Source organism: Paenibacillus sp. WC2504 (assembly GCF_052682475.1).
Genome location: NZ_JBQZFH010000001.1, coordinates 5329341 through 5352889 on the forward strand (window position 1 = coordinate 5329341; position 23549 = coordinate 5352889).

The 23549-nt window shown below is 47.4% G+C and carries 11 protein-coding genes; all 11 read right to left on the reverse strand.

The features are described from left to right. Positions 1-57 precede the first annotated feature (57 nt). A complete protein-coding gene (ppdK, locus tag ACUN27_RS24260; RefSeq protein ID WP_445559676.1) occupies positions 58-2742 on the reverse strand; it encodes a pyruvate, phosphate dikinase in 2685 nt (894 codons plus the stop codon). Further along, positions 2739-2924: a GapA-binding peptide SR1P gene (locus ACUN27_RS24265; protein WP_315948948.1), complete on the reverse strand. Its 186-nt coding sequence runs from the start codon at positions 2922-2924 to the stop codon at positions 2739-2741. The genes ppdK and ACUN27_RS24265 overlap by 4 nt, the downstream gene beginning before the upstream one ends. After that, positions 2903-3958 (reverse strand): type I glyceraldehyde-3-phosphate dehydrogenase, encoded by a 1056-nt coding sequence (gene gap / locus ACUN27_RS24270; protein ID WP_326061775.1) that lies wholly within the window; start codon positions 3956-3958, stop codon positions 2903-2905. The genes ACUN27_RS24265 and gap overlap by 22 nt, the downstream gene beginning before the upstream one ends. 1260 nt (positions 3959-5218) lie before the next feature. After that, positions 5219-9667 carry an endo-alpha-N-acetylgalactosaminidase family protein gene (locus ACUN27_RS24275; protein WP_445559677.1) on the reverse strand — a complete coding sequence of 1483 codons (4449 nt, stop codon included), beginning with the start codon at positions 9665-9667 and terminating at the stop codon, positions 5219-5221. Positions 9668-9884: 217 nt separating this feature from the next. Continuing rightward, entirely contained in the window at positions 9885-14654 is a 4770-nt protein-coding gene (locus tag ACUN27_RS24280) for a DUF4073 domain-containing protein (protein ID WP_315948944.1), read from the reverse strand. An 843-nt stretch (positions 14655-15497) separates the two neighbouring features. Beyond that, on the reverse strand, positions 15498-17204 hold the full coding sequence (locus ACUN27_RS24285; protein WP_445559678.1) for a response regulator transcription factor: 1707 nt from the start codon (positions 17202-17204) through the stop codon (positions 15498-15500). 30 nt (positions 17205-17234) lie between these two features. Next, positions 17235-18131, reverse strand: coding sequence for a carbohydrate ABC transporter permease (locus tag ACUN27_RS24290; protein WP_315948943.1), 897 nt, complete (start codon positions 18129-18131; stop codon positions 17235-17237). 1 nt (position 18132) lies between these two features. After that, on the reverse strand, positions 18133-19014 hold the full coding sequence (locus ACUN27_RS24295) for a carbohydrate ABC transporter permease (protein ID WP_315948942.1): 882 nt from the start codon (positions 19012-19014) through the stop codon (positions 18133-18135). 67 nt (positions 19015-19081) lie between these two features. Continuing rightward, a complete protein-coding gene (locus ACUN27_RS24300; RefSeq protein WP_164819389.1) occupies positions 19082-20401 on the reverse strand; it encodes an ABC transporter substrate-binding protein in 1320 nt (439 codons plus the stop codon). Between the two features lie 113 nt (positions 20402-20514). Further along, positions 20515-22293: a sensor histidine kinase gene (locus ACUN27_RS24305; protein WP_326061779.1), complete on the reverse strand. Its 1779-nt coding sequence runs from the start codon at positions 22291-22293 to the stop codon at positions 20515-20517. A 149-nt stretch (positions 22294-22442) separates the two neighbouring features. Further along, on the reverse strand, positions 22443-23462 hold the full coding sequence (locus ACUN27_RS24310; protein WP_445559679.1) for an S-layer homology domain-containing protein: 1020 nt from the start codon (positions 23460-23462) through the stop codon (positions 22443-22445). Positions 23463-23549 lie beyond the last annotated feature (87 nt).

Consider the following 23549-nt stretch of genomic DNA (forward strand, 5'->3'; position numbering starts at 1 on the left):
AGAGACCTTCCCAAGTAGATTTATCTACAAAGGAAGGTCCTTTTTTTGTTTCGTATATCAAATCGCCTGTGCGACATCACTTGCTCCGGGCTCTCCATATAGAAGAAACGCTTGAGCGGCGGCTATCCGAGCCAAAGGAATCCGGTAAGGCGAACAGCTTACATAATCCAATCCGATTCGGTGACAGAAAAGAATTGATTCCCTGTCTCCGCCATGCTCCCCGCAAATGCCTGTTTTTAATGACGGCTTCACTAATCGTCCTACATTTACCGCTAGTTCAATTAATTGACCAACGCCTTCGGTGTCTAGCACTTGAAATGGATTATGCGGCAGCAGCTTGTTATTGACATAGTGGGTCAGAAACTTCCCTTCCGCATCGTCACGGCTATAGCCAAACGTCATTTGCGTCAAATCATTCGTGCCGAATGAGAAGAAATCGGCATGTGCGGCAATCTGGCGTGCCGTTAATGCAGCCCGCGGTACCTCAATCATCGTTCCTACTTGGTAAGGACACTCGCGTAGTTTATCTTTCCCCAGTACTTGCTGCGCCACGAAGTCAACGAGTTCTCTTAAGATCTTTAATTCGTTGGCATGGCCGACGAGCGGGATCATGATTTCCGGATGCACCCGGACACCTGCGTCAATACATGTGGAGGCTGCGCGGAAAATGGCCTCAATCTGCATATCGTAGATTTCCGGATAGACAATACCTAACCGGCAGCCCCGCTGTCCCAGCATCGGGTTCGCTTCATGCAGCGCTTGCACTTTCCGGAGCAAGGATGCGACTTCCTCTCTTTCCTTGATGGATCCTTCGCCTTCGTATGTCAGTTGAGCATGCCTTTTTTGCAACTCATCGAGGTTAGGCAGAAACTCATGCAGCGGCGGGTCCAGCAGGCGAATCGTTACCGGCAGGCCATCCATCTGCTCGAAAATCCCCTCAAAATCCGACTGCTGCATCGGAAGCAGTTGGGCAAGCGCCTTCAAGCGCGCTTCCTTGTCTTCTGCAAGGATCATGCGCTGAACAACTGGCAGACGAGCCGGGGAGAAAAACATATGCTCCGTTCGGCATAAGCCAATTCCCTCTGCGCCAAGCTGTCTTGCGATACCAGCATCGTGCGGATTATCCGCATTCGCAAACACCTTCAGCGTACGAATCTCATCCGCCCATTTCAGCATAATGAGCAGCTCCTCCGTCATTCGAGCCTCGAGCAAAGGCATAGCCCCTGCAATAACACGACCGGTCGCACCGTCCAAAGTGACCCATTCCCCTTCTTCCAGGAGCCTGTTCCGCACAAACATGCGCTTCTCTTCCGGCACGATTCGCACCTCTTCACAGCCGCATACGCACGGCTTCCCCATCCCTCTGGCGACTACCGCCGCGTGGCTTGTCATTCCGCCTCGGCTTGTAAGCACACCCTCCGCAGCGATCACGCCATGAATATCCTCCGGCGTCGTTTCCGTTCTGGCCAGGATAACCGCCCTGCCGGCACGCACCCATTCTTCCGCCGTATCGGCCTCAAAAACGAGCTGACCAACCGCTGCACCAGGTGAAGCCGGAAGTCCCAGCGCCAATACATCGGTGGCCGCCGCTTCATCAATCCCTCTATGGAGCAGCTGATCCAGATGCAGCACTTCAATGCGGCTGACGGCATCCTGCTTGGTCAATACACCTTCACGGACCAAATCTACAGCGATTTTTAGAGCAGCCTGGGCGTTCCTTTTGCCGCTTCGCGTCTGAAGCAGGTACAACTTATTATTTTCCACCGTAAATTCGATATCCTGCATATCCTTGTAATGCTTCTCAAGCTGCTTGGAGGCGTCAAGAAGCTGCTCATAAATAGCAGGCATTTCCTCTTGAAGTGCGGAAATAACCAGCGGTGTGCGGATCCCGGCGACGACATCCTCCCCTTGCGCATTCATTAAATATTCACCAAAAAAAATATGTTCTCCCGTAGACGGATTTCTCGTAAAAACAACACCTGTGCCTGAGTTCTCCCCCATATTGCCAAAAACCATGCTCTGCACATTGACGGCCGTTCCCTGCTCATCCGGAATCCGATTCAGTTTCCGGTAAATTTGAGCCCTGGTATTGTTCCACGATTTGAAAACAGCTTCAATCGCCAGCTTCAACTGCTCATAAACATTTTGCGGGAAGGCTCGGCCCGTTTTACTCAAAATGCAAGCCTTATACGCCTCAATGAGCTCTTTCCACCCATTAGCTGTCACATCCTGATCCTGATGAACTCCCTCCTTTTCTTTCATGCGATGCAGCAAGCTTTCGAAATGGCCGGACTCTATGCCAAGCACAACGCTGCCAAACATTTGTAACAAGCGCCGGTAACAGTCGTAAGCAAATTTTTCGTTATTTGTAAGCGCAGCCAACCCTCGGACGGTTTTATCATTCAAGCCTAAATTCAGTATCGTATCCATCATACCCGGCATCGAGCTGACCGAACCGGAACGCACAGAAACAAGCAGCGGATTGTCTGCATCACCGAACGTTTGATTTTTCTGTTTCTCCAGCTGATTAAGCGAAGCTTCAACTTGTTCAAGCAGTGAGTCCGAAAGCCGATTTCCCTTTTCAAAAAAGGCCAAGCATGCTTCCGTCGTGATGGTGAAGCCAGGTGGAACGGGAAGGCCGGCGCGCGTCATTTCCGCTAGATTGGCCCCCTTTCCGCCAAGAAGAGCTATCATTGAGGCGTCTCCCTCCTGAAAGGGGACCACCTGTTTCTGCGTCGTCATTCGGATGCCTCCTTATTGTTTTCTTTACGTGCGCATGCTTGGCAAACCACATAAAACTTTTTGTAGCCATCCGTAGGCAGTGTTGCAAGTATTTCGTTACAGGATTTACAAATAATGAGGCCAAGTTCGTTTGGCTGGGCAGCTACTCCCGCTTCTATTGTTACACTGATTGTATGAGACATGACGTTCCCTCCTTTTCCAGCGTGCTTTCTGCACGAGAGATATAGGTTACTGCGTCTACGACTCGACTAGCATAGCCCCATTCATTGTCATACCAAGCTAAAAGCTTAATTTGATTATCTTTCGTCATAATAGTAAGACCATCTATAATAGCGGATTTTTCATTGCCGATGTAATCCGCGGATACAAGTGGCAGCTCATTGTAGTCTACAAAGTCTCGCATTGGGCCGGCAACTGCCTGTTTCATGGCTAATTTTACTTCCTCGATTTGCACGTTGCGCCCAACCGCCACTTGAAGATCCAGCAGCGAAACATCTTGTGTCGGCACACGAACCGAAACTCCTTGAATCTGTTCAGCAAGCTGCGGCAAAACATCAGCCAGCGCTTTCCCCACCCCGGTGGAAGTCGGGATAATGGCGTTCGTGCAAGATCGGGCACGGCGTAAATCTTTATGCGGATTGTCCAAATGGTTCTGATCATTCGTGAAGGCATGCACCGTTGTCATCCATCCCATTTTGACCTGAAATGCCTGATCTAAGATGTGCAAAATAGGCGCAATACAGTTCGTAGTACAAGAAGCCGCGGAAATCAAGTGATGCTGCAAAGGATCGTACATCCCTTCATTGACCCCCATGACCATCGTCAAATCCATATTTGTTCCGGGTGCCGTAATCAGAACTTTCTTGGCACCTGCGAATAAATGGCGTTCAGCTCCATGCCGATGGTTAAACTTCCCCGTGGCATCGACAACCATGTCAACGCCTATTTCTCTCCAAGGCAGCAGATCCGGCTCTCTTTCGCAAACAACGCGAATGGATTGTCCGTTAATGATCAACACATTATCCGGAGTAACCTCGATTCTGGCGTCCCAAGTGCCATGCACGGAATCGTACTTCAACAAATGGGCTAATACATGAATGGGACAAGTTGAGTTTACTACTGCTATTTGGAAATCCTGCTGCGAACCAGTCAACGCTTTTCTCAAGACGAGCCTTCCAATTCTTCCAGTACCGCTGAGTCCAACTCGCATCTCCATCCCCCTCATTTCAATTAGTACGTCATAAATGTAACACATGTATATATAATGCACAATATATATTTGTTTATTTGGATAAAAAGAGGCTAATGATGCGGCATTTGATGAAATCGAATTATATATGACGTATTATATAAGAAGGAGGTAGCTGATTGTTTTGACCGAGTGCTACCGAATATGGCTAAAAAGCTGGGACTAGCATCAGAGGGAACTATAGGTCGCTATTTAGCTATAAATCGGGGGTCCCTCAGCTGAATGGGAACTACAGGATCTTATTTCAGAGAAATGTGCCCATTCACTGCTCATAAAGCCAAAATAGGGTACCAGCGTTCCCTTTGATTTGCTCAAATGGCTATTTGCGCTAGTATAGTGCCCTGCAGTTCCTCTACAACTACGTCCGTGTCGTCTCATTCCGTAGCCCACTAAGAAAGGCTGCATTCGCGATCAGGTAATTCCGCATATCAATCATCACTATTGATTCATTACTAAGTTGCGACTGCAACAGCATTCTAGTTGTACTTTGTGCAATCATTTGGCTGTAATTGGGCTTCAGCGCGCCTCTATATTGCACTTTGTGCAACCATTTAAGCACTAAAACGCTTACATCTTACCTTTTCGCAACAAATGGTTGTATATTGTGCAACGAAAGAACGCATTCGCGGTCAGACCATGCCATTACGTTGTATAAAATGCAACGTAGGCCTTCGAATTTGAATTAGACTTCAACTTTGCTACTCAAACGCCCCTTCGTCACCTCATCCCTCATACATTTATCACTTATTACAATCACCCACTTCATCACACCATTTATCACTTATCACCATCTCATCCCGTCACACCATTTACCACTCATCTCCCTCCCCCATCCCGTCACACCATTTACCACTCATCACCATCTCTCATCCTGTCACACCATTTATCACTCATCACCCGCTCTCATCCCGTCACACCATTTACCACTCATCACCCTCTCATCCCGTCATCAACACCCATCACTTAACCCTTAAGGGAAAAAGTACATCTAATCTGTTCATTTCTGCCACGCTTCAGCCAATAAATGGAAATTATCTATCTAATTCCTCAAGTTTCGTTAGAAATGAAGCGAATCGACTGAAATAACTGCACATTTTCCAGGTATTTCTTCAAAGCCCTAATCCGCGCTATTTTTAATTGTAGGAATTCCAGTTGCTCGCCAGCGAACAGGTTGCGCAAACAAATACCGCCAGGATGAAGTTCCATCCTGACGGTATTTGATGTTAGCTATTGGATAATCTGACTAGCCACTTTCACAAGATCGTCTAGATCAATTTTGTTATCTCCAGTAACATCGGCTTTCTTCACAAGCAACCAATCCGGGCTATTCCAATCTTTTCCATAGTTGGCTGCGATCATGGCAAGGTCGCCAATCGACACTTTGTTGTCGCCATTGATATCGCCCGGCGTGCCTGGAGCAGGAATTGTTATGGAGACGTTCGCCGATCCAAGCGTTGCGCTCGTCTCGTGTCCCGTTGCATCCCCGAGCACCGCCGATTCAACGGCCAACCGAGCTGTTGCCGGCTGCGTGATGTCTTTCGCTTTAAAAGTCAGCTCCAGCACATCGCCGCTGCCGCTGATTGCATGACCCGCTCCTTCACTCGCAACGATGAAGCGAACTTTGCCTGGTGTTGTTTCTGATTTGGACACCAAGCTGATACCCAATTGAGCAGGCTTCGCTGAAACAAGTTCCATTAGCGAAGTATCGTAGCTTATCGTTAAATCCTGAGCGTAAACTGCTTCGGTAACATTGGATAAACTCAGACCTACCGTAAATGTTTGCCCCGTTTGAACAGAGCTAGGTGCGATCAACGTAGTTGCTGGTACACTCACTACTTTCGTGACGGTAACTTGTGCTGTCGCATGGAAATTGCCGTCAGCTGTTGTCGCTGTAATGCCTGCAGTACCTGTTTTTAGGCCAGTTACGATTGTTTTGCCACCGACAATTTCAACCTTCGCAATCGATTCATCGCTGCTGGACCAAGTCACATTCTTGTTCGTCGCATTCTCCGGCTGCACCATCGCCTTTAATTCTACGGTGCCGCCTTCAGCGATAAAAACATCCGTTTTGTCGAGCACTACGCCTGTCACTGCATGTACGGTCTCATCTGTCACTCGGATGTTATCTACAACAAGCTGGCCTCCGAGCTCGGCACTGCTGTTATCTGCTCCCTTCAGGATAGCGAGGTAAGCATTTTTGGCATTGTCTGTCGTGAACGTCAAGTCAACTGTACTTGCTCCCGCTGGCAACGTTTTGGTGGCCAGATCTCTCGCTGTGCCGTTATCATTCACACGAACGGCAACTGTGAACTGATTAGCCACATCCGCCTTGGCCTGCATCGTCAAATGGTACTTTTCATTCGTGTCGAGACGCAGGGTTTGCGGCAGTGTACGCAGCCATTCGCCTGCTCCACCTTCATTTGTTTTCAACGAGAAGCTGCCATCCAACACATAGGATTTCACTTGATTTTCGCCTTTTTCCACCATATGCATCTGCACATTGCCTGCCTTTCCATAAACAAAAGGCCCCCAAGCTTCATCGACATTCTCGAAATCTTCGTTCAGAACAGCGCCTGCTTGATCTGTTTTCCCCGGATTCTCCCAAATCCGTACATCGTCGAAAGATACCGTTCCAGCACCTGGCGCTACATTCAGTGCAAGTGTTGCTTTATCGCTTACTGCATCAAAGTTCACTTTTACACGTTGGAAATTCGTATTGTAATATTTGTGCTGTGGAGCGAAATATTTCAGTTTCGTATCTTCCAAGTAGTTGGAAACTTCATTGTCGCCTTGTTTCACACTAATCGACGACTTGCGATCCGCTCCGTATACGTTCACCCAGACGGATGCGCTGTAGGTTTTGCCTGGCTCAAGTCCTGTAATAACCTGCTCTACTTTCGCATCTTCAGGCCCTTTTACTTCCAAATAATCGTCAGCGTTGCTGTTTTTCTTGAAGCTGATATGATCCGTTGTTCCAGCGGAAGACGATTTACTCCAAGTTTCCCACTTATGACTGTCAAATCCCGGATCTTTGACCGGACTGCCATCGCCCCAGATCGTCTCCGCCTCTTGCGGCGCTGCTGTCTTGTACAGCACATAACCGACATTGGACTCGGCGCTCAGCGTCACTTGCCCGTTCGATACGTTCACGTCCCCGACAAATTGACGATCTGTATCCGTAAGCTTATACAGCTTCGCAGTCTGTACACCGCTCCATGATGCAGGAACCTTCCATGTTGTGCTGCCGCCAGCTGGATTCCAGTGGTAAATCTTATCTTCTTTCACCGGATCCCAAGGGATAAAGATCGTGCTGTTACTAATATCGGTGGAATCCGTCATAATCGCGATATCATTGCCGTCTTTCGTCAGATGAATTTTCCCGTCTCCAGCACGTGTTACCGATACGTTGCCTGCAAAATCGACGCGATCATTCGTCATTTTCATAATTGGGAAATGCTGCATGTACTTCGTCGGTAAGTTCTGGTTAAAGAACGTTTTCGTCACTTCTTGATAGCTGTAGAATTGGGAGTTAGGCTGCCAATAACCGATGCCGGACTGCTTGTTGCCTTTCAAAAGCGCATCGCTCATGAAGCCGTCCACATTCGTATTGCGAATGAACCTGACAATTTTACTGTCATCGCCTTGATTCGGATACCCTGGATCTGTTCCCCAGTGAACCCATGAGGCTTGTTCTTGCAATGGGCCTGCAAATTCCGTGCCGAGCATCCAGCCGTTGCCGTTAATATAATCGGCCAGCTTCTTCGCGTTCCAGCCTGCGCCTGTATAAACATCGACATACACGAAGTCCAAATTATCGCCTGTATCTGCTTTCAACATATCCAAGCGACGTTTCAATTCGCCGGACTCAATGTCTTTGCGTTGGTCAACATAATACGCTTGATCGAGCCAGCCCCAGCCTTTGCTCAGCGGTGCAATCATGTTCGCCATTTTCGTTTGGAATGCATCCAAATGGTACTCCGTGGCGTTAATGTGCACGCCGCCTTTGATGTTATACTTCTTGCCTTCCGTCAGGAAGTAGTTGAAATCATCCTTCCCGCCTTGGCGAATACCGATATGCCCGCCATAATCCGGGTGCGAATCGTCGTGTCCTTCCGCTTGATAACCTTTCTGCAGGACAATTTGGCCGAACTCGTCAGTCAGATGGGCAATTTTCTTGGCATGGTCCAGCGAACGCAGAAATGGCATACCTGTTGTTGCGATGTTCATGCTAATCCACGAGATATTATTTTTAATCATGTCGCTTCCGTAAGGCATATCGGAATGGCTGCGGTACACGATGGCGCCGTCTTGCCAATCAAGAACTCCGTCATTATTCGCATCCGGCGTAATAATGACTTTCGACCATGGCAGCTCTTCCGGTGCCGGTGCAACCATGCTTTCACGGTACGTCCAAGCGCCGTTAGCTAGTGCAGCAACTTTCTCGCCAGGTGCTCCATCCGATACACTAGAACGAACTTTATCGTTGCCATTAATGACATTATTGACAATCGTAGCCGCCAGTTTATCGGAATTGACGAAGCCAAAAGTACGGCCGCTTGGATTCAAGTTTTGCGCTCCGTTTTTCAGGTCGTTGTATTCTTCAAATACTTTATTCCACTCACCGGTGAACCATGCTGCCGTCTCCTGTGCTTTCGGCTGTGTCGAAGATACAGAGACTAAACTATGGTTCGGGAATTCAATGGTTTTCACTTTCGTCGAACCGGTTTCTTGAATGTCGGTGAACTTCATATCCAGTGTATTGTCCACCACTTCCATTTTCACTTTCATTTGGACAGCCAGCTCTTCCACATTCATCGTGTAGATCACGCTGTTGCCCACTTTTTCCGCCGTCGTCTTCGGCCAATACTCTTCTCCATTGATTTTCACAGCGTAAAGATAATTTTTCTGGCCGTTCATGACAGCGCCGGTTGCTTTCCATACATAGTTGTCTACACGCGGAAATGTACTATCCAACTCGGCTTTCAGCGTACCCGATTCTGATACAAAATTAACGGCATTCGGGTCCGGCTTAGGCGGTGTTGGCTTCGTATAAGGGGTTACCTTCGTATCATCAAGGTACATCGTTTTACTATCGAACCAAGTTCTCATGCCGATTTTACCTGGAGCAGAGGGCATATCTCCAACGGTTGCGGAGGCAATTTTTTCTCCATCGATCCATAAAATAATATCCGAGTCCACATATCTCAGTTTAATATCATAAGTTTGGTTGGTAGACATAGCTTTGGAAGCGATCGTGCCATAGTATTCCGTACCGTTTTTCAAGTAATAGTAGAGCCAACTCCCGTTATCAAAAACAACACCAGCAAAGTTATTCACATCAACATACCGGAACAAAAAGCCATAACGGCCTTGCCCGCTCTCGACCTTCAGCTTTGTTTCCAGCTCGGCGTTCTGATAGGAGGGCGAATTATCATCCACCATCAACGTTACCCCGGATGTAACAACTTTGAGCATATTGTTGACTACGCTAAAAGTCGCGTTGCCCGAGGCTTTCTTCCAACCGCCAACCTGTCCGTTATTGTAGTCCTGGAAATAAGCATCCCCATCGGCAGCTAATACTGTACCTCCCGGGACTACGGCATACATTTGCAAAGCTGTAAGTAAAGCTAAAGAAACTGTAACGCTTTTTTTCAACTTGCGACTACTGGACTTCATACAACCATTCACCCTCCCTGATTAGGTTCCCCTGTTTCCCAAACTTTCGCGTAATTCCGACATGATACGACATGTATCATTGAAGGCGCGATGTAACACCTTTGGCATGCCTTAATCATACTTTCTTTGCAAGCGCATACAAATGATCTTTTTTGCTTTAGTTTTGATGTTTTTTGAACCAGGCTACCCTCCCATGAGGAGAGGATAGCCTCGGTGATTATTTCAAAATTTTGGCAGCTACTGCCACAAGATCATCAATATCTACTTTTTTATCATGATTAATATCCGCTGATTTGTATAGATTCCAATCCGCATCTGCTTCGGTTTTTCCATAAGCTGCGGCTACCATAGCTAAGTCTCCGATCGAAACTTTGCTGTCTCCGTTCAAGTCGCCTACGATTGAATTAACGGTAATTTGAATATTTAGGGAGCTATCAGGCACGGAAGTTTCTACGCCTTCACCATTTGCAATTTTCAGGTTAGATAGCGTGAAATTTGCACTTTGCGCATGTAAAATCGCTTGGGCTTTCCAATGCAGCTGTAGCATATCACCATTCGCATTAGCCGAATTTGCACCTGTACTTGCTGTAATAAAGCGAATCTGGCCAGGCTTTTCTGCTTTTTTGACAATGACCAAACCATCTTTGATAGATTCTGCTGAAAGGAAAGTCACAAGCTCAGGATTATACGTAATCGTTACATCCTGCGCATACACCTCTCCTGCATGAGTCAGTCCATACGCTGCTGTAAATGAATCTCCTGCTGCAACTGAGCCCGGGCCTGTCAAAGAAGCTGCCAATTCGATTGGATTCGCTGTAAACGCAAGCGATATCGTCAAACCTGCTGCATTTGTTTCATTCGCTGCAACGCGAACCAATACGGTTTGATTTCCGCTAAATATCGGGATTCGATCAGCATGATACGAAGTGTAACTCAGCCCACCGTCTACCGAGTATTCCATGTTTTCATCTGCGCCAACAATGACATCGTTCGTGTCATCAGCTGTTACATTTGGCGCTGCTATGGCAGGCGTGTATTCAAAAGCATCGATGGCGCCAATTTTATCCACAGCTTGCGCGCTTTTTGTCCCTTTGACGACAACTTTAATCGTATGCTGCCCTGCCACAAGCCCTGTCTTGCTGTAGAGAACAACCTGTTTGATCGTACTAGGCGCGTAACAATCGATATCCGCTTGAACCAGCACGCCGTCCAAATACACATCGACATTTCCCATATTCCTCTGTTTCATGCTAATCAACTGAATGGAGGTGCCGGTAAACGTAAACTGCGCAGAGTCACCTGCTGTGTTGCTGTATTTCTCAGTACCACTGTAGTCCCCACCATCGCTGTAATTATTCCACGAACCCGTGTAGACAACAGCTGCATCGCGATCATCGACTTTTATCGATGGAACGACACCACTAGCCTTTGTAACAGTCACCTGAGCTGTCGCCCGGAAGCCTCCATCCGCAGATGTTGCCGTAATTTCGGCTGCGCCCTCTTTCAGTCCTGTAACAACTGCTTTGCCGCCGACAACCTCAACTTTGGCGACCAATGGATTGCTGCTTGCCCAGCTGATGTTTGGATTGGTCGCATTCGCAGGCTGAATCGTGGCGGTTAACTGCACCGTCTCATTCTCTCTAAGTACAACAGCCGATTTATCCAACGTAACGCCTGTTACTGAGATATCGGAGGTCGGCCTTGTGTTCGTATACGTGATGTCATCAATGAACAGCACTTTATTATCGAACCACGTTCTCAGACCTATTTTTCCGGGGACATTGAGAATATCTCCGACGGTCGCGGAACCGGCCAGTTGACCATCGATCCATAACTTCATATCCGAATCAACAAAGCTCACTTTGACGTCATAGGTTTGGCCATTCGTAATCGCGACTGAAGACAGATCACCATAATGCTCAGTACCGTCTTTCACGTAATACCACAGCCACTTGCCCAAGTCATAGATAACACCGGCGTAGTTGTTCACATCGTTGTATCGGAACAGTATCCCGACTCTGCCCGTTCCTGTCTGAACCTTCAACTTCATGGCCAAATCAGCATCTTTATACACAGGCGAGTTATCGTCCACCATAATAGCTACAGGGGCAGAGGCAACTTTCAAAGCATTATTCTCAACGCTGAACGTGGCGCTTCCCGTCGTTGACGTCTTCTTCCATCCTCCAACCTCTCCGCTATCAAAATTTTGCAAATAAACATCGCCTACAAAGGTATAGGCCGTCGTTTCCGCACTCGTGGCAGATAATGTCCCATTCGCATCTTTGGACCATACAACGAAACGGTATAACTGTTTCTCGCTAAGTCCAGTTACTTGAAGGCTCGTGCTAGCAGCCGCCACCTCGATGCTTTTCACTTTATTCGCACCTTGATAGACGTCAACAACATAGCCCGCAATGTTAGCACCGCTGCTCGGAGCCGTCCATTTCAGATCAACACTGGTCTCCGTATGCGCAGGGGATTCCACTTTCGACGGTGGCAGTGGCGGTGGTGTTACACTGGAAATAATGACGTACTTTTGCCCAACTTCGGTATTGAACGTAATCATATCACCGCTAACAGTGTAACTGACTGGTGTATTGTCCCCTTTTAAAACTTGATACTGCCCGGTATGCGTAAAAGTCTTACTCTTTAATTTAGCGACATTTCCTTGTAAAGAAGTAATCGAAGCGCTCTTCAAAATCGTACCGTCCCAGCTCATATCCACGTCAAAATTGCCCCTTGCCTTCAAGCCCTTCACATCCCCTTTGGACCAAGCCATGGGTAGAGCCGGCAGCAAATCGATACTTCCTGTATGACTCTGCAAAAGCATTTCCGCAATGCCTGACGTTGCCCCAAAATTACCATCTATTTGGAAGGGCGGGTGTGTATCGAACAAATTGGTATTCGTGTTCGCATCAAGCTGTCCTTGCAATATTTTCATAGCATGATTGCCATCCTGCATACGAGCCCACAAATTCAATTTGTTCGCCCGGCTCCAACCCGTTGCTTCATCTCCGCGCTGTATCAATGTTACTTTCGCTGCATTAAATAGATCAGGCGTTGTCACATTATTGATCAGATTGCCGGGATATAAGCCTACAAGATGAGAGATATGGCGGTGTTGATCGTTTGGATCATCGATATCTTCTTTCCACTCCTGCACTTGGCCGTATTTCCCGATTTTGGGCATCGAAAGTCTGCTCCGTTTATCCATGAGCTCATTTCGGAAATCCGCATCCATTCCAAGCACATTGCTCGCCTCGATGCAATTCGTAAATAATTGCCAAACGAGTTCTTGATCGTAGGAGTCCCCGATACTTAACGTCCCATGCTCAGGCGAAACCCCTGGCGTAGAGACCAATGTGCCATCTTTATCCGTAACAAGCGTTTTTGTCCAAAATTCGGCTGCTTCTTTCATAATGGGGTACAGCTTATTCTGCAAGTAGGTCTTATCGCCCGTAAACAAATATTTCTCCCACAGCTGTTGGGAAAGGAACGCCCCCGCCGCCGGCTGCCATCCCCAATTGCTGATATCCCAGCCTGGCGCTGTATAGCCGAAAACGCTTGTAAAAGTATGGATCGTCCATCCGGAACCGGTTACTCCGTGATGCTTCTGGGCTGTAACCCGGCCTGGCGCCCGCAAGGAATCAATAAATTCAACATAAGGGATAGCTGTCTCGCTTAAATTCGTTACTTCCGAAGGCCAATAGTTCATCTCAAGATTAATATTGGTGTGATAATCCGCTCCCCATGGCGGTGTGGTGGAATTGTTCCAGACACCTTGCAGATTGGCTGGAAGCGATCCCTCTCGAGACGAAGCGATTAGCAAATACCTGCCGTATTGGAAAAAGAGTGACTCTAGCGCACTGGTGCGAGTGCTTCTGTAACTGGCTAACAGTTGATCCGTCGGTATCGTTGCAATCTGATCATTCAGATTCAAGGATACCCGCTTAAAAAGCGACTGATAATCAGCCAAATGCCGCGTCCGCAGCGCTTCATACGTTTTGGCTGAAGCTGCTGCCAGCGTATTGTTTACGGTTAGGTGCGGATCCGTTCCCGCATAATCGGGATAATGGTTAGCATAATCCGTCGCTGCCGACATGAGAATGGTCACAGAACTTGCCCCTGCAACCGTCAATTTTCCGCTGCCAGCCGTAACGGTTCCGTCATCCGATTGAACACGGAACTGGGATTCGTACGCCATTCCATTTTCGGATAGCTTACCGCTAAGGGTCAGCGTGTTGCCTATTGCTGTAATAGAAGGTGACGTTTGTGGACTTGTAACCTTGACATCAAAGTTCAATTGATTCGGTTGACTGCTCGTAAGCCGCATCGCCATCACGTTATCCGGATAGCTCATAAAATACTCACGCGTATAGTCAATTCCGTTCTGCTTGTATGTCACACGTGCAATGCCATCTTCGAGATCGAGCTCTCGCCGATAGTCGGACACCGTTACAGAGGCTGGCAGCGCAAAGTCAAAATAAATATCGCCGAAATTTTGATAATTACCGAATTGCGGATAATCATTCAACGTGCCCGTCAAAAATTGTTCGGCAATGGACGAGGCTCCAGCTACATCCCCGCTCGCCAATTTCTGCCGGACGTCCTCTAAATGATCAGCAGCACCATCCCGGTTGCCGTCTCTTCCGCCCCCAGCTTTGGAACGCGGTCCACCGGTCCATAACGTCTTTTCGTTAAACTGAAGATGTTCCTGTTCCACACCGCCAAAAACCATCCCACCCATGTAACCGTTCCCAATTGGTAGCGCTTGTGTTTCCCAATCCGTTGCCGGCTGCCGGTACCATAAGGCCAGGTTATGAGCCGGGGCTGGGGCGGATCCCGTGTAAGTAATCGCTGCTGCCGCATGTGCCGTATTCAACGGGAAGAGGGTTGTCATGCCGGTAAAGCCGGAAGAAATACAAGCTGCCATCATGACACTTAATAAAGCTTTCTTCTTGAGGGGCGTCTTCAATAATCTACGCAAATCTATCACCCTTTCTGTTTTTGTGTTGCCTTGCCAGTGAACACTACAAATCGTAGCAGTAGTTTTTTCTTCTAACTATTAAAAATTTTACGCAAAACGTTGATTATTTTCCTATTATATTGTTCTACAGAATATGACAAAATAACACATGATACGACTTGTATCATAGGAGCATGCAAAAATAAACGTCTTCGTCTTAGGACGAACGTTTTTTTTGAGACCCTCCCCTGCTCTTTCTCCCCATGGGGAACTACAGGGCGCTATTTTGCCGAAAAGCGGAGGGTGGGACACTGGAGAGTAACTACAGGGTCTTATTTTTGCAAAATGGGACCCATTTTCAGCGAAAATGCCGAAATAGCGGCCCACAATTCCCCTTTCACCTGAAAAACCTGTGTTTCCGAGAAATAGCGCCCTGTAGTTCCCACTAACCTATGCAGAGGCTCTTGAACAATAAATAGCCTCTGAAAATCAAGCTACTTTACCCACCTTCCACGATCCAACCAACTGTACTCACCATTCTGCAACCTTCCACCTCACCAGACACATAAAGACTAGCGGAGAATTCCGCTACGGCAGATCATAAGAGAACTGGCATCCTCTATTTCGAAGATACCGTGCTTATTTCCGCGATGAGAGGAACTACAGGGTCTTACTTTCGGAAAATGAGACCCATTTTCAGCGAAAATGTCGAAATAGCGGCCCACAGTTCCCTCTAGCTCGCTCAAACGGCTAATCTCGCTGAAATAGCTCCCTAGCGTTCCCTTATTTGCACCTGCACTTGCACTTCGCACTTCGCACTCTGCACTCTGCACTCTGCGCCCCAACCTCAGCTCCCGCCCAGCCTCACTTCAGCAAACTTTCCCGATACAGCTTAGGGCTGTACCCCGTCGTTTTTTTGAACATGCGGCTGAAGTGCTCGACATTCAAATAACCGACGCTTTCCGCAATATCGGTAATTTTAAAGCCTTTCTTCTTCATCAATCGTTTGGACTCTTCGATACGCAAATTCGTTAAGTACTGAATGAAATTACTGCCGACTTCCTTCGTAAACTGCTTGCTCAAATAGCTCTCGCTAACGCCAACCATCTCGCTGATCAACGCCAGGTTGACGTCTTCCATGTAATGAAGATCAAGGAATTGCTTAGCCGTCGCCACCACGGTACTGTAGCTGCTATCCGCTTTTTCCTTCCCATGAAGCCAGCTGTACAAATTCGTGCAGATCCGATGCAGCCAGCTTTTCGTTTCTTCCAAAGTCTCCAAACTTCTCATATATTCAAAAGGATGCTGAAGCTCTTCCTCCAGCTCATCCCAACGTATCCCTTTGCGGTGCAATAAGCCGCCAAGCTCCCAGAGCAAATTCTCAAGCGCAGCCTGAACATCCTGAGGCCGCCAACCCCATGTTTGCCCGAGCAGCAGCTGCATTTGCTCAAACTCCTTGCCCCACAACTCCGAATTGTCCTGTTCCAGCAGTTGAGTGATGGCTGCCCCATTCGCTTTCAGCGTCAGCTGCAGCTTGCGAACATGGTCCTGACCGGCATTCCCACCAGCTCCGGCTCCAACTCCAGACCCAGATCTTCCCTGATCCATACAGCTTTCAGGATAAAACACTTTGTTCCATCCGGCAAAAAAGCTCATCGCCGCCAAATGCGCTGCCTGCTGGTGCAGACGGTACCAATGCTTCGTTCCGCTGGCCAGTTCACTCACACCGATAGAAATCGACACGTTCACATACTGAATCAGCCGGGTTTGCATCATGGTGAAGGCAGATTGCACCTTTTCGCGTATCACGCTTTCGCTTCGATATTGGACCAAGGTGCAGAAAAGCACGTATTCCGTTTGGCTTTTACGGTAAATGAAATGCCGGATCGACATAGCGTCCAATACGGTTTGCACCGACTGCGTAATAAAACGCTGCGTTTTCGCATCACTCAAGTTTCGTTCCTGCCTGCTGCCCCCCGAACCTTGTGAAACAGTCATAACGGCAACCAACTGATTCACTTCACCAAGCCATTCGTGAATACCTATTGTTGCTAAGGCAACCGCCTCTTCCTGCTGATTCGGATCAAACGTGATAAGCTGACGGAGGATCTCGCTTTTTGCGTCAATGTCGTCTTCAATCTCACTTGTCGGCAGCGAATTTAACGGAGGTTCCTCTTTACTCAGTTCGTTGACCGCCTTCAGAATGACAGGCACAAGATGCTCCTCATCCATGTCCGCCTTCACGATAAAATCTATAGCACCGAGTAAAAAAGCTTCCCGCACGTAGCTGTAGTCGCTATAGGCGCTTAACATGATCGTGACGGGTCTCCGCTTTTCCATAACGGGCGAGTAGGCCCGAAGCAGTTCAATTCCGCTAAGCCTCGGCATCTCGATATCAAGGAGCATGAGATCAATATCACCACGCTGCTTCAGAATCTCAAGCGCCTCCGCTCCGTCAGCGGCCTCGACTTCGACCACAATCCCCATACTTGGCCAATCGATCATATGTTGAAGCGCAAGGCGAACAAGCGGTTCATCGTCAACAATCATCATTTTAAGCAACCGATTCATCCTCCAATGGCCAAGTTGACTACTTCCACCTTATCCTTTAACAGCCCCATCCATGAGACCTTTGAAAATGTAACGCTGAAACACGATGTAGAAAATGGCGCTAGGCAGCAGCACGATAATAATTCCTGCGCAAAGCTGTGATAAATCGGAACTGCGTGTGCTGACAAAAGCAGTCAGTGAAGTCGCCAACGTCGCCAGCTTCGCGCTAGGCATGTATAGCTGCTGGACAAAGATATCGTTCATTATTGTAACACTTTTTAGTATAGCTAGTGTAGCTGTTGCTGGCAGCAGTAATGGGAAAATAATCGAGCGGAAAATTCGCACGTAAGATGCCCCGTCCAGCATGGCGCTCTCGTCGAGCTGTACCGAAATCTTTTCGAGAAACTGCATATAAATGTAGATCTGCATAATATCCGTTCCGATATAAATCAGCAGAGGCGCGCCTAGTGTATTATAGACACCAAGAGCATGGATGAGCTGAAACCTTGCAATCTCCGTCGTGTAGGCCGGAATGATCATCGCAGCCATAAACATCATGAGAATCACTTTTTTCATCCGGAACTGAAAGCGATTAAGCACATAAGCCGTCATCGTACCGAGCAGCATATTCCCGAGCATACTCAACACAACGAGCAGCACAGAATTTCCTAGACCGCGTATCATATTGCCCTCTTTCAAGGCGCTGACGTAATTATCGATATGCAGAAAGCTTCGGGGCAGCGAAAAAGGCGACGTTTCGGCCAGCTCCAAATTTGTTTTAAAAGAACCAAACACGACCAGCAAAATGGGTACGAAAACGATCGCAGCCATTAAAGTAAACAGGACATAATAAACGATATGACCAACAAATCGCTGTGTGCTCATCGAACGGGTCCTGCTTGGCACTTCTGGCTTGTAGGTTTGTTTCAATAGCTGTGTACGTTCCATGTCAAGCTTCACTCCTGTCTTTCACAATCCAAGCCTGCAGCGCTGAAAATATAATAATTAATAACAAAAGCATAACGGCCATAGAGGAGGCCAAACCATAATTGTTATACGTAAACGCAGTTTGAAGCGAATATAGACCAAATGTTGAGCTTGCGCTGCCTGGACCGCCATTGGTCATAACAAGCGGAATATCATACTGCAGCAGAGCTCCTGATACATTCATAAACAAGATGATTTCAACGACTCGCCGGATGCCTGGCAGTGTAACATAGCGCTGCTGCTGCCAAAAGTTCGCTCCATCAATTTCAGCCGCTTCATACAGATCCTTCGGAATTGATTGCAAACCGGCTAGAAACAAGACAACATGCACACCGCTGTAACGCCAAAGCGAGACAACCACTAAGGAATAATTAACGACGTTGGAGTCACTCAGCCAACTTTGAATCCATGACTCTAATCCGACTGCCTTTAACAACTCGTTCAGCGGACCATTAATCGGATTGTAAATGTAGCTAAACATATAAGCCACAGCAATTCCGTTAATTATATAAGGCATTAGCACGGAAAAACGAAAGAATGCACTCCCACGCAGCACTCTGTTCAGCAGCACGGCTGTCATCAATTCGAGTGGGATAGCGATGGTATGGAGCAAAAAATACACGCCGTTATTCCTAATCGCTTGCCACGCTTCAGGGAAATCAAACAGCATTCGGACATAATTCTCGAAGCCGATGTACTTGAAGCTTGGGCTGTAGCCATCCCAGCTTGTGAAACTGTAGCGAAATAGCTGCAGAGTCGGATAGATTAGAAATAACAGCAAGAGTGAAACCGGTACAAGTAGAAACGAGAAAATTACGACTTTTTGCTGCATGCGATAATTCATATGATCACTCCTGTATATAAGAGAAGACACTATGCCAGTCGCCTAGGTAGTGCCCTCTCTTCCAAACTTATTTGTTCGATTCAACCGCTTTTTTCCACTTGTTGTTTAAGTCTTTTTCTACGGTTTCGATTGGTTTGCCAGAGTAAATTTCCTGTGCCGCTTTTTTGAAATCAAATTGGGCAGCGCCGCTTACTTTCGCAAAAGCCTCATCCGTCGCGTTGTAAATGAACGGTTTAAACGGATATTTTTCCGTCCATTTATTGAAGAAAGGAATTTCCGAGTTCACGCCGTTAATCGTGGAGAACTGTTGAGCGTTATTGATATAACTTTGATACACGTCTTTGCTGAACATCCACTCGAAAAACGCTTTGGCTTCTGCTGCGTTTTTGCTGTTCTTGTTGATACCGATATTCATGTCGGACAACGTCATAGCCGTTAACGGCTCGCTCTCGGTGCTTCTGAAAGGAAGCGGGAATACGCCAACGTCATCGTCCGTTTTTACACGATTAACATAATCTCCGTAGTACCATTGCCCCGCAGCAATCATGGCCGCCTTCTTCGATTCGAACAATTGTGTGGATTGATCGAAGGAGATCGAAAGCGCATCCGGTCCTGCTAATTTTTTACTCGACATTTCTTTAATCACTTTTCCAACTTTATCAAATGTGCTGCCATCGCCAAACGGTTCAGGCGTTTTCGCCAAAGTAGCCAAGTAGTTCTCATCACCAGACAAAATATGCGGACCGAATTCCATGAACGGATAGAACGTCCAATCTTCTTTCCCTCCGATGGCGATCGGCGTGTATTTGCCGTTTGTTTTAATTTTCTCCATCGTTGACATCAGCTCAGGCAATGTTTTTGGCACTTCCAGGTTCAATTCCTTGAACACACTCGGATGGAAGTAAACGAATTCGGAGAAAGACACGAGTGGTGCTCCCAATATTTTACCATCGATTTTTGCCGGGAATTTATTATTTTTGGCCCCGTTCAGGTCATCGAGCGGAAGCAGCGACTGCTTATAAATTTGCATATGGGCCGGTTTTAGGTAGAACAGATCCGGTAAGTCATTGGCAGCTAAGCGTACCTTTAAATATTGGCCGCCGTTGTCCGGCACTTTTTCCACTTCAACCGTAACATTCGGCTTCAATTTGGTATAATCTTTCACTTTCTCCTGCCAAAACGTAATGTCTCCCTTGGCATCCCACATCGCCAGCTTCAACTTAACCGGATCAGCCGGTTTCGCAGTTGGCGCAGCAGCCGCTTGCGTTTCTGCCGGCTTGGTTGATGCTGCAGGCTGTGTAGCCGCATCTTTGCCGCAGCCTGTTAAAGCACTCAACATCACGATTCCACTAACTAATGCGGTGCCCATTAATCTTCTTTTTCCCATCTTCGTTACCCCTCCAATGATTGATTCTATAATCACTTGTTCTACTCTTATCATACTCGTGATGTAAACGCATCCAAATGATCTTTTCGGCTATAGAGTTGATCTTTTTTGAACTACAGCGGCTCCTCATCTTTATTTTTCAAAATAAGAGGAATTTTCATCGTGACCTTCGTTCCCTCCGGTTCATTCGCAGCCAGGGTTAAGCCGTAATCCTCTCCGTGATGCAGCTGAATGCGGTGGTGCACATTGGCAAACCCCATCCCAGAGAACGTATGAGGACTGCTTTTCGCACGGAATTGCGTTAACTGTTCCTCGGTCATTCCCTCACCGTTATCAGCAATGACGATATACAGGCTGCCTTCATGAACATTAGCGGCTATAACGATTTTACCTTGCGATTCTTTGCCGGCCATTCCGTGTACAATGCTGTTCTCCAGAACCGGTTGCAGCAGCAGCTTGAGCAAATACTTCGACTCCGCTTGCGGATCAATCTGCCATTCGACTTCGAATTTATGGCCATATCGGATTTCCATGATGTATAAATAATGCTTTAAATTTTCGATTTCATCGGAAAAGCGCGTAAGAATGCCTCCCCGGTTAAAAGAAGAAGAGACAAGCCGCATCAAGGCATTGGTCATGTTCCGAATATTATCCACCTTGCTGATAAGCGCCATCAATTTAATCGCATTCAGCGTATTAATCAGAAAATGCGGGTTGATTTGCGACTGCAGGGCGGCAAACTCAGCCTTCCTTTTCATCTGCTCCTCTTCCTCACGCTGGCGAATCAACAGCTTAATTTGGTCCAGCATATGATTGAATGTGCGCCCAAGCGTAGCCATTTCTGCGATGCCCGAAGTGCCGATTTTGGCATTCAGATCCCCCTCCATGACCAGGGACATCTTGCGTACCAGCACATGAATGGGTCTCGTAAGGCCTTTCACCAAGTAGAATGAAATGAGCAAAAATACGGCAATAACCGCAAATGTAGCAAGCAGCACGATCTTATATATCCGGTTATAATTGGCGGTCAACTCGCTATACGGAATTTCATGCACGACTTTCCACCCTGTTTGCCCAACTGCTGCATACGTGACAAGCATCTCCGTCTCACTGGCTTTATCGATAAAATGGCCTTCACTAGCTGACTTTATTTGCTCAAGCCGTTCAAGACTCACACTCGTTTCATCCCAGTTGCTGCTCGATGCAATCACTTGCCCTTCCCCGGTCACAATGACAAAAGCGGATTTATCATAGGGCTGCTGTAGAAAAATCTTATCGAACGCTTCTTCATTTAATGTAAAACAAACCATCTCAACGTCGCTCAACGTATGAAATGCACTCGGCGCAATGGCCGCCGATAACCCGAACGGTACCGTTTGGCCAAACAGCATCATTCGCTGCAGTCCCAGAAACTGGACGTTATCCGTTTGTTTCAATGTTCTCCGATACCACTCCATGGCGCGAACCTCCTGCTCATCCGTGGACAGATTTTGCTGGAACGAATACACGCCGCCGTCTTTGTAAAAAAAATGAATCGCCAGAAGCTGGCTTGACATCGAGTATGTATATCGGCTAAGCGCCAGCCCTAGCGCATTGATGTAAGCATACCGATTGCCTTCATCCGCTTGATGCAGCGCAGTCGCAATCGATAAAATATCCCGATCGACGCCGACTGCCGCCGTCACGTACTCGATTTTGCTGATCTCTTGCTGGGCGGAATAGGTGACCGCATGCAGCGTCTGCAGGGAACGTTCTGTCGTTTGCTGCAGAAGATCACGTTTATATACTTGCAGAATCATGGTCGAAATAATCACGATGGGGAACACCACCATCACAACTAACAAGACATGGAGCGTCGCCGAAAACGTCCACGGTCTAGCAAACAACTTCATCCTGGGCACCCCGTCATGTCAAAATAAATTAAATGACTTTCTCACCTTACATTCGGTCATTTTGAGGTAATGTCCTTTTTTCTCTTTTGAATTCGACAAAAATTCTTATATTTAGACATTATTGGGCCTGCGGTTCAATTCGGTTGCGCTTAATGGCCAACATCTTTTAAAAGCCTCTTTAATACGACTACGGCTTCGGCTCGGCTGGCATGCTCTTGTGGAGCGAATGCTTGATCCGATCTTCCATTCATTAAGCCCGCTTCCACTGCGAGCTGAACGAAAGGCTTTGCCCATTCGCTAACTTCAGCCTCATCTTGAAAAGGAATCTCTCCATTCGCAGGCATATCCTGCACCTTGGTCCCAGCAGCCTGCGCTTTTGCTCGGATGAGCATGGCGGTCATTTCCTCGCGGGTTATGTTCTTCTCCGGGGCGAATTCATGCTCGGATATGCCATCAATCAAACCTGCCGCATACGCCTTTTTTACAGTTGACTCATACCAAGAGCCTGAAGAGACATCGTCGAACGGCGTTTGGCCAGCGCTGTCCTTCAGATTCATTACCTTGGCAATTAGTGTCGCGAATTGCGCTCTTGTCACATTCGTGTCCGGTGCGAAATGATCGTCATCCATTCCCTCCACGATTTGTTTGCCGACCATCTCCATAATGTCGGGTTTCGCCCAGTGACCTGCCAGATCGCTGAAAATTTTAGTGAAATCTTGCGAGGCATTCATCGTAAAAATTTGATTTTTCAATGTGTGATCGACTGTTTTCAGGGACGTCCATTTCACATTCGTTGTCCCTACTTTTTTCGCTTTAAAAGTGATCGTGCCTAGAATGACATCTCCCTTTTCGCCATCGACCTTACCGATTTTCGTGTGTGCTATAGTCACTTCATTGTCTTTCACAATAGGCGAGATCGAGAATCCTTCGATTTTCGTTTCCGCCTTAACCACTTCCAGCTTGCTTGCGTCGATACTGAATTTGGCTTCATAGGCAAATAAATCGGCAAGCTGCTCCCCCTTCAAGGTGACGGTAAATTCCCCCGTTGATTCTGTATCGGACGTCGACATCGTAAATTGGGATGCGTCCTCTGCAAAGGCGGCAGTAGTGAAAGTTATCGCGCTGCATAATGTACAGACAGCAGCACTCCAAATGAGCTTATGTTTCATTTTGATTCATCCTCTCTAATCGTTCGGCAATATCAGAAGACGCTTACAAACAAAGATGAAAGAGAATGTTCTCAAATAAATTATAGC